Annotated in this window: 5 protein-coding genes and 1 pseudogene; 3 read left to right on the forward strand and 3 right to left on the reverse strand. The window is 69.0% G+C overall.

The window, feature by feature from the left end; genetic code table 11:
• From G3N92_RS30425 to G3N92_RS30435, 3 genes and pseudogenes are all read left to right on the forward strand, one after another.
• Positions 1-289: pseudogene (locus tag G3N92_RS30425) on the forward strand (sugar phosphate isomerase/epimerase); the annotation flags it as partial.
• A 112-nt stretch (positions 290-401) separates the two neighbouring features.
• The gene (locus tag G3N92_RS30430) at positions 402-1,301 is read left to right on the forward strand and encodes a DMT family transporter (protein ID WP_241015120.1); all 900 of its coding nucleotides are present in this window, start codon (positions 402-404) and stop codon (positions 1,299-1,301) included.
• 319 nt (positions 1,302-1,620) lie between these two features.
• Positions 1,621-2,790: a branched-chain amino acid ABC transporter substrate-binding protein gene (locus G3N92_RS30435; protein WP_206131258.1), complete on the forward strand. Its 1,170-nt coding sequence runs from the start codon at positions 1,621-1,623 to the stop codon at positions 2,788-2,790.
• Positions 2,791-2,904: 114 nt separating this feature from the next.
• Here the strand turns inward: G3N92_RS30435 and G3N92_RS30440 are convergent, their stop codons facing one another.
• From G3N92_RS30440 to G3N92_RS30450, 3 genes are all read right to left on the reverse strand, one after another.
• Positions 2,905-3,675 carry a FadR/GntR family transcriptional regulator gene (locus tag G3N92_RS30440; protein WP_206131259.1) on the reverse strand — a complete coding sequence of 257 codons (771 nt, stop codon included), beginning with the start codon at positions 3,673-3,675 and terminating at the stop codon, positions 2,905-2,907.
• A 175-nt stretch (positions 3,676-3,850) separates the two neighbouring features.
• Entirely contained in the window at positions 3,851-4,603 is a 753-nt protein-coding gene (locus tag G3N92_RS30445; protein WP_206131260.1) for an SDR family oxidoreductase, read from the reverse strand.
• 44 nt (positions 4,604-4,647) lie between these two features.
• Positions 4,648-5,255: SDR family NAD(P)-dependent oxidoreductase (locus tag G3N92_RS30450; RefSeq protein ID WP_206131261.1), on the reverse strand; the 608-nt coding region annotated here is incomplete at its 5' end.

The raw sequence follows: 5,255 nt of genomic DNA on the forward strand, positions 1-5,255 counted from the left end.
TGATCCGGCGTGGCTGCGCTATGCGCAGTTCTGCGACGCGGCGGCCACGGCCCCGGCCAGCACCGCCGCGATCTCCGAGGAGGCGCGCTTCGACCGGCTGCTGCCGGGCGAGGGCGGCCTGCCGTTGCAGGCGTTCGTGCAGGCGCTGCCGCCCGGCATTCCGCTCGCGCTTGAAGTGCCGAACCGCACGCTCGCCGCGCAGGTCGATCTCGACGAACGCCTGCGGCGCACGCTGGCCGCGGCCCGGCGCGTGGCCGAACGCGCGGACGCGGCGCGCCGCCCGGCCTGAATCGCGATGCAAAGGATGCCAAAGCGTTCCCGGGGCTGATACGATTCGGGCACCCCGAAGCCGGGCGTGCCCGGCTTGCCTCTCTCTTTGCGAAGGACGCGCGGCGATGCCCATGCCGATGCTCGACCGAATCGGCCCCACCGGGGCCGGCATCCTGATCATGCTGCTGGCCACCGCGATCTTCGCGGGCAGCGACGCCACCGCCAAGCTGATCGGCCCGTCGATCCCGCTGCTCGCCATGCTGTGGCTGCGCTATCTGTTTCAGGCCGTGGTGCTGGGCGTGTGGCTCGTGCGGCGCGGCGTGGCGCAGATGCGCTTCGCCGGGCCGATGCGCCTGCAGGTGCTGCGCGCGCTGCTGCTGCTGACCAATTCCGCCGCGACGTTCGCGGGCCTGCGCTATCTGCCGCTGCCCGTGTCCACCGCGCTGGTGATGATGGCGCCGCTGTTCACCACGCTGCTGGCCGTGATGCTGCTCGGCGAGCGCGTGCCGCTGCCGCAATGGCTGATGGTGGTGCTCGGCTTCGCCGGCATGCTGATGATCGTGCGCCCGGGCGGCGACGCGTTCTCGTGGGCGGTGGGCTTTCCGATCGCCGCCGCGCTCAGTTTCGCGTGCCTGCAGGTGGTGTCGAGCCGGCTGTCGAAAGGGGGCGACGCGATGTCCACCAATTTCCTGACCGCCGCCGTGGCCACCGTGGCGCTGAGCGCGCTGGTGTTCGCCGCGAAGGCCACACTGCTGCCGCAGATGGCGCAGGTGAGCGTGTCGAGCTGGCTGCTGCTGACCCTGATGGCCACGTTCGCGACGCTCGGCCAGGTCGCCATGCTCAGCGCGCTGGGCCGCGCGCCGCTCTCCACGCTGACGCCGTTTGGCTATGCGCAGCTCGCGTTCGCCACGCTGCTCGGCTGGGCACTGTTCGGCAACACGCCCGATGCGGTGACCACCTACGGCATCGCCGTGATCGCGGGCAGCGGCATCGGCACGGTGCTGCTGCGCTATCGGGCGAACCGCGCCTGAGCGGGCGGGGCGGCCGCGCGCCGCTCCTGGTCCGGCGATCGTTCGGCCATCGCGGCCGTCATTGTTCCGATCTTTTTGCACCGTTCGCGTGCGAATCTTCTCCTTGCCCGCCGTTTTCGCGCCGCCTCCGCATGCGTGCAATCCCGTATTTTTGAGCCGTTGACATATGACGTCTCACCTAATACTTTGACGTCAGCCGCGCGCCATTGCGCGAGGCGAACCCGCAAGCGGCACATCCCGTCTCGCCCGGCCTCGGCCGGGCGGCGTGGCGGCGCTCGCGCGTTCGAAACCACAACCCGCAGGCTTTGCAGAGGTCAACATGGACTTTTCGCTTTTCCGTCGCCGTTTCGTCTGGGCTGTTCCCCTCGTGGCGGGCGCGCTTCACGCCGGCGGCGCGTACGCGGTCGACGTCACGATCGGTTTTGCCGCGCCGCTGACCGGCGCGTCCGCGCATTACGGCGAGGATCTGCGGCGCGGCGTGCAGCTCGCGATCGAGGACGCCAACGCGAAGAAGCTCGTGATCGGCGGCCAGCCGGTGCACTTCGTGCTCGACGCGGAAGACGATCAGGGCGACCCGCGCATGGGCTCGCAGGTGGCGCAGAAGCTGGTGGATTCGAAGGTGGCCGGCATCGTCGGCCACTTCAATTCGGGCACCAGCGTGCCGGCCTCGCGCATCTATTACAACGCGGGCATTCCGATGGTGTCGCCCACCGCCACCAATCCCACGCTGACCGCGCAGGGCTTCTCCACCGTGTTCCGCGTGACCAACTCCGACGCGCAGATGGGCCAGCTGGCCGGGCACTCGGCCGTCGAGGCGCTCAAGGGCAAGGTGATCGCCGTGATGGACGACCGCACGGCGTTCGGGCAGGGCATGGCCGACGAGTTCGTGAAGGGCGTGCAAGCGGTGGGCGGCAAGGTGGCGGACCGCGAGTTCGCCACCGACAAGGCCGTCGATTTCCGCGCCCAGCTCACGCGCATCAAGTCGTTCAACCCCGACGTGATCTTCTGGGCCGGGCTCGATCAGCAGGCCGGCATGGTCGCCAAGCAGATGCGCCAGCTCGGCATCCGCGCCGTGCTGCTCGGCGGCGGCAGCTTCGAGAACGAGACGTTCCTGAAGGTGGCCGGCGACGCGGCCGACGGCGCGGTGTCGTGGGATTACGGCGTGCCGCTCACGAAGATGAAGCTCGGCAAGGCGTTCGACGAGAAGATGCGCGCCAAATTCAACGAGGGCGTGGTGGCCTACTCGCCGGCGGCGTACGACGCCACCAACGTGCTGATCGCGGCCATGCAGAAGGCCAATTCGGTCGATCCGAAGGCCTATGCGCCGGCGATCAAGGGCGTGTCGTTCGAGGGCGTGTCGGGCAACATCGCGTTCATGCCGAACGGCGACATGAAGGATCCGGCCGCGACGTTCTACAAGGTGGTGGGCGGCAAGTGGGTGCCGCAGGCGATCGCCTACGGCGACCGCGTCGAGCCGTTGAAGAACTGAGGGCAGGGGGCGCGGCAGGCCGCAGGGCGCGCCGCGCAGCCATGAAGAAACGGAAGGGGCGGCCTTGGCCGCCCCTTCTCGTTGACGTGCGTTGACGCCGCGTTGGCGCGGCGCTCAGTCGGCCTGCGCGTCGTGTTCGGCGCGGGCGCCGGACAGGTTGTGATAGCGCTCCAGGCTTTCGTTCAGGTGGCGGCGCATCGCGCGGCGCGCCGCGCTTTCGTCCTGGCGCTCGATCGCGACGAGGATGTCGTGATGCTCGCGCTGAATCCGCTTGATATACGTCTTGCGTTCCTTCGCGTTGGCCTTCGCGTGCTTGAGCCGCAGGTCGATCGTGATCTCCTGGCCCAGCGATTTGAGGATCGACGTGAAGTGCGGGTTCTCGGAGCAGGTGGCCACGGCCAGATGGAATTCGAAATCGGCGCGCGCGCATTCCGCGTCGTCGTCCACCGCCACGATCTCCATGCGCGCATACACCTCCTTCAGCGCCTTCAGGTGCGGCTCCGAGCGGCGCCGCGCGGCCGAGGCCGCCGCTTCGGCTTCCACGCCGATGCGCAGTTCGAGCACGTGCATCGAGTTGTCGAGCGTGGCGCTGTCGAGCGACAGCATGGTGTCGGCCGGCGCCGCGCCGTCGAGCACGAACACGCCCACGCCGTGCCGCGCCACCAGCTTGCGGCCGAGCTTCAACGACGCCACGGCCTCGCGCACCACGGTGCGGCTCACGCCGAACTCGGTGCACAGCTCGGGTTCGGTGGGCAGCTTCGCGCCGGGGGCGTATTCGCCGCGATCGATCTTGTCGTTCAGCGCCTGGATGACGAGCTCGGTGAGGCTGCGTCGGCGGCCGGAACTGGCGGCATTCTTGAGGAGGGTTTCAGCGTCCAGAGTCATTCCGTGTACTCACACTGGAAAAGGATGGCTCTGCAATTGACGGATGCAGACAAACCGCGCCGGCGCGGCCGTCTGGAGAACAGTCGCCGGCGCCGTATGACATATTATGACTCTAGCATACTCGGCCGGCCCGGCCGCCCGCCCCACGGCCTTGCCGCGGGCGGGCCGCGTGACATCAGGCGTAGATGTAGCCGCCGCTGACGATCACGTTTTCGCCGGTGGCGTAGGTGTTGCGGCTGCTCGCCATCATCACCACCCACTGCGCGATTTCCTCCGGTTCGGCCGCGCGGCCGAGCGGGTTGGCCGCGGCCAGCTCGCCGAGAAAGCCGAGCGTGCGGGCGCGTTCGGTGGCGAAGCCGGCCGGCGCGACCGAGTTCACCAGGATGCCGTCCTTCGCCACTTCGTGCGCGAACGATTTGGTCAGGCTAACCACGGCCGCCTTGGTGGCCGCGTAATGGCCGTTCTGCGGGTGCGCCTTGAACGCGTCCACCGACGTGATGTTGACGATGCGGCCCGCCACGTTGGTCTCCACCTTCGGCCGCGCGCGCATGTGTTCGATCGCGGCCACCATCATGTGATAGGTGCCCTTCACGTTGACGGCGTTCTCGAGATCCCACTCGTCGTCGGTGATCTCCAGCAGCGCCTTGCGCGGGTAGATCGCCGCGCTGTTGACGAGGCAATCCACGCGGCCGAGGCCGTCCAGCGCGCGGCCGAACGCGGCGTGCGCCGAATCGCGGCGCGTGATGTCGCCTTCCACGCCCACCACGCGGTGGCCGGCCTCGGTCAGCGCGCGCACGGTATCGGCCAGCAGCGCGCCGTTCTTGTCGATCAGCGCCACCGCTTCGGCGCCGTCGGCCAGCATCAGTTTGGCGACCACCAGGCCGAGGCCCGATGCGCCGCCGACGATCACGACTCGTTGATTCTTCATGAGGGAATGACTCCGGAACCGGTTGGATCGATCCGTTGGATCGGTTAGCTAGACGAAACGATTTGCGAGCCGCCGACGGCCTGATCGGTCGGGAACACCTCGAGGCGCGAGACATCCACCGCGTCGGGCAGCGCGAGCGCCGTGGCGAGCAGCGTGGCGATCTGCTCGGGCTGGATCGAGCGGTAGTCGTCGTAGAGCTTCGCGTTGGCCCCGTCCGCACCGAGCGCGGTGCGGTAGAGGCTGGTTTGCACGCGGCCCGGCGCGATCTCGGTCACGCGCACGTGGGTGCCGAGCAGGTCGCAGCGCAGCGAATCGCAGAACAGGCTGACGGCCGCCTTGGTCGCGCCGTACACGGCCGTGTTCGGATGCGGGAAGCGCCCGGCGCTCGAGCCGATGAAGAACAAGTGGCCGCGGCGGCGCGCGATCATGCCGGCCAGCGCGAGCTGCGCGATGCGCAGCGGCGCGCGCAGGTTCACGTCGATCATCGCGTCGATGTCGGCGGCCGGCGTGGCGGCGAAGCTGCCGAGCGCGGGCAGCAGGCCCGCGTTGTTGACCACCACGTCGATCTCGTGGGCGGCGAACAGCTCGGCGAGCGGCGCGGGATCGTTGAGGTCGAGCGGGCAGGGCAGCGCGCCGCATTCGGCCGCGAGCG

Origin of the sequence: Burkholderia sp. Ac-20379, from assembly GCF_017104645.1 — a bacterium.
GTDB lineage: Bacteria > Pseudomonadota > Gammaproteobacteria > Burkholderiales > Burkholderiaceae > Burkholderia.